Annotated in this window: 3 protein-coding genes; all 3 read right to left on the reverse strand. The window is 63.6% G+C overall.

Features of this window, described 5'->3' with window-relative positions:
- Nucleotides 1-135: 135 nt before the first annotated feature.
- A complete protein-coding gene (locus ACOJTD_RS11270) occupies nt 136-744 on the reverse strand; it encodes a Spy/CpxP family protein refolding chaperone (RefSeq protein ID WP_420133002.1) in 609 nt (202 codons plus the stop codon).
- A gap of 184 nt (nt 745-928) precedes the next feature.
- Nucleotides 929-2,254, reverse strand: coding sequence for a TRAP transporter large permease (locus tag ACOJTD_RS11275; RefSeq protein ID WP_420133003.1), 1,326 nt, complete (start codon nt 2,252-2,254; stop codon nt 929-931).
- Complete coding sequence (locus ACOJTD_RS11280; protein ID WP_420133004.1) at nt 2,251-2,835, reverse strand: TRAP transporter small permease; 585 nt, start codon at nt 2,833-2,835, stop codon at nt 2,251-2,253. Before ACOJTD_RS11280 ends, ACOJTD_RS11275 begins: the two co-directional genes overlap by 4 nt.
- Between the last annotated feature and the right edge of the window lie 138 nt (nt 2,836-2,973).

Below are 2,973 nucleotides of genomic sequence, written 5' to 3' on the forward strand. Positions count from 1 at the left end.
GCTGCGTTTAGCAAAGCAGATCGGAGATGTCCAGCAAGCCAGACGACATTTTTGCGTCATTCCGGATTTCTTGTGGACCAAAGAAAACCGCCGGCAAGCCGGCGGTTTTCAGGACCGAACGACGCCACGAGGGCATCAAAGCCGGTGCGGGCCGCCCTCATCGTCATGGTCTTCCATCATGCCGGGGCCACCGGGACCACCCGGGCCGCGGTCGCGGTTCCAGCGCGGGCCGCGATCGTCGTCGTTCCGGTGCATCCAGCGATGGTGATGCGGGCCCCGGCCCCAGCCCCCCTCCATTCGGGTCAACACCCGCAGGCGACGCTTCTGGCCATCATCCAGCGACTTGTAGAGCGGGTCGGCCGCGTCGGCGATCTTCTTCATCGCCGCGGCGGTCGCGGCCATGGAGTCGGCGCGGTCGCGCAGTCTCGACACCGGATCGACCGCCTGACTGTCGCGATCGTCGTCGCGCGCCTTGATGCGCGCCTCGGCGCGGTCGATCCGCAGCTTGGCGAAGTCCTTCACCGCGGCCTCGAGCGGCGGCCACAGCTTTTCCTGATCCGGGGTCAGCTTGAGCCCCGCATGCACGGCCGCGATCCGGGCATCGGCGAAGGCGGCGCGATCCTCTGCGCTGGCCTTCGGGCTATGGTCGCGGTGATGGTCGAACCAGCCGTGATGCTGGGCGTAAGCGGCTGAGGAGCCGGCGAGAGCCAGCACGGTCGCGCCGGCGAGCAGAACCTTCTTCATGGAAACCTCCTTGCAAAGGTCTCCCGAAGATGAGGTCGCCGCTCTGCCCGTTCAACTTACGCTTTGGACAGAAAGTGGAAGATGACCAAGATGTCATCTTCCACGGAATTAGTTCGGGAGCCCGAACGTTTCGCGATGTATCAGCGTGTTGCTAGCAACCGTTCAGCACACGTTCATACCGCTCTTAAAGCATGCCGAGCATGCGCGGCAGCCACAGCGAAATCTCCGGCACATAGGTGACGACGCCGAGGAACGCGATCATCGTCAGTAGCCATGGCATCACCGCGACTGTGAGTTCGGTAATGCCCATTTTGGCTATCCCTGATGCCACGTAGAGGTTCAGGCCCACTGGCGGGTGGCACATGCCGACCTCCATGTTGACCACCATCAAGATGCCGAGGTGCACCGGGTGAATCCCGAGCTTCACCGCGACCGGAAACAGGATCGGCGCCATGATCAGCACGATCGAGGTCGCCTCCATCACGTTGCCGGCGAGCAGCAGCAGGATGTTCACCACCAGCAGGAACACGATCCAGTTGACGCCGGCGGTCGACATCCAGGCGGCGATCTGCTGCGGAATGTTTTCGTTGGCCATCAGGAACGAGAACAGCACCGCGTTGGTGATGATGTAGAGGATCATCGCGCTCATATTGGCCGAGCCGAGCAGCACCTTCGGCACGTCGCGGATCGACAGGTCCCGATAGACGAACACCGCAATGAAGAACGCATAGACCGCGCTGATCGCCGCCGCTTCGGTCGGCGTGAACCAGCCCGCGTAGATGCCGCCGAGCACCAGCACGATCAGCAGTAGACCCCAGATGCATTTGCGGAACGCATCGAACCGCTCTGCCCAGCTCGCGCGTGGCAGCCGCGGATAGTCGTTCTTCCAGGCGCGATAGAACGTGGTGAAGCCGAGCAGCGTCGCCAGCATGATGCCGGGGATCACGCCGGCCATGAACAACTGGCCGACCGAGGCCGACGACACGCGGTTGCCCGCCGGATCGAGCGCGATCGAGCCGCCGGTCGCCACCGAATACACCACCATGACGATCGACGGCGGAATCAGGATGCCGAGCGCGCCCGACGTGGTGATGACGCCGGCGCCGAACCGCTTCGGGAAGCCCTGCTTCACCATCGCCGGCAGCATGATCGAGCCGATCGCGATCACCGTGGCGGGCGACGAGCCCGACACCGCGGCGAACAGCGCGCAGGCCATCACCGCCGCAAGACCGAGGCCGCCGTGCCAATGACCGACCATCGAGGTGGCGAAGTTGATCATGCGGCGCGCGACGCCGCCGTGCGTAAGGAAGTTGCCGGCGAGGATGAAGAACGGGATCGCCATGATCTCGAAGTTCTCGATCCCCGTGAACAGCTTCAGCGACACCGCCTCGACCGGCACATTGGTGAACAGGAATACGAACGACAACACGGTCAGGCCGAGCGCGATCGAGATCGGCATGCCGGTCAGCATCAGGACGATCAGCAGCGAGAAGATCAGCGCGGTGTTCATCGCACCGCCTCCGCCGCTGCGGCCGCCGATCCCGGCATGTGAGGCTCGTCGATGCCTTCGACATGGCTGTGGTCGTGATGCGGCAGGTGATGGTGGCGCACGTAGTGATATGCCACCTGCAGGAAGCGGAAGCACATCAGGTAGGAGCCGAGCGGAATGCATAGATAGACGATCCAGCTCGGGATCTCGAGATCCGGCGAGGTCTGGTTGGTGTCGACCAGGCCGTAGACGAATTTGGCGCCCATCGTGCCGATGATGAAGGTGAAGAGCGCGCCGCAGAACAGGCCGAACAGGATCGTCACCTTGCGCCAGCGCGGCTGCATCACGTTGACCAGCACGTCGACGCCGACATGGATGCCGGTGCGCACGCCGTAGGCGGCGCCGAACTTCGCCATCCACACGAACATGTAGATGCATAATTCCTGCGCCCAGGACAGGTCGATCGGAAACAGGATCGGATAGAACAGCGGGATCCCGACCAGATAGCGGTGCATCACCGCGACGAAGATCAGCAGCGTGGCGCCGCCGATCATGGTCGCGATCAGGATCTCCTCAAGCCTGTCGAGGATGCGCAGAAACATTCATCTCCCCCTAATCGATCGGCCGCCCGGGCTGATCCGTCGGCGGCCGTTATTGGTGCCGGACGCGCGGTGCGCTCCGGAAATACAACGGGCGCCCGCGCTTGTCGACGCGGGCGCCCTCTGGCGATCTCAGTTGGT

Origin of the sequence: Rhodopseudomonas sp. (assembly GCF_048594845.1) — a bacterium.
GTDB lineage: Bacteria > Pseudomonadota > Alphaproteobacteria > Rhizobiales > Xanthobacteraceae > Rhodopseudomonas.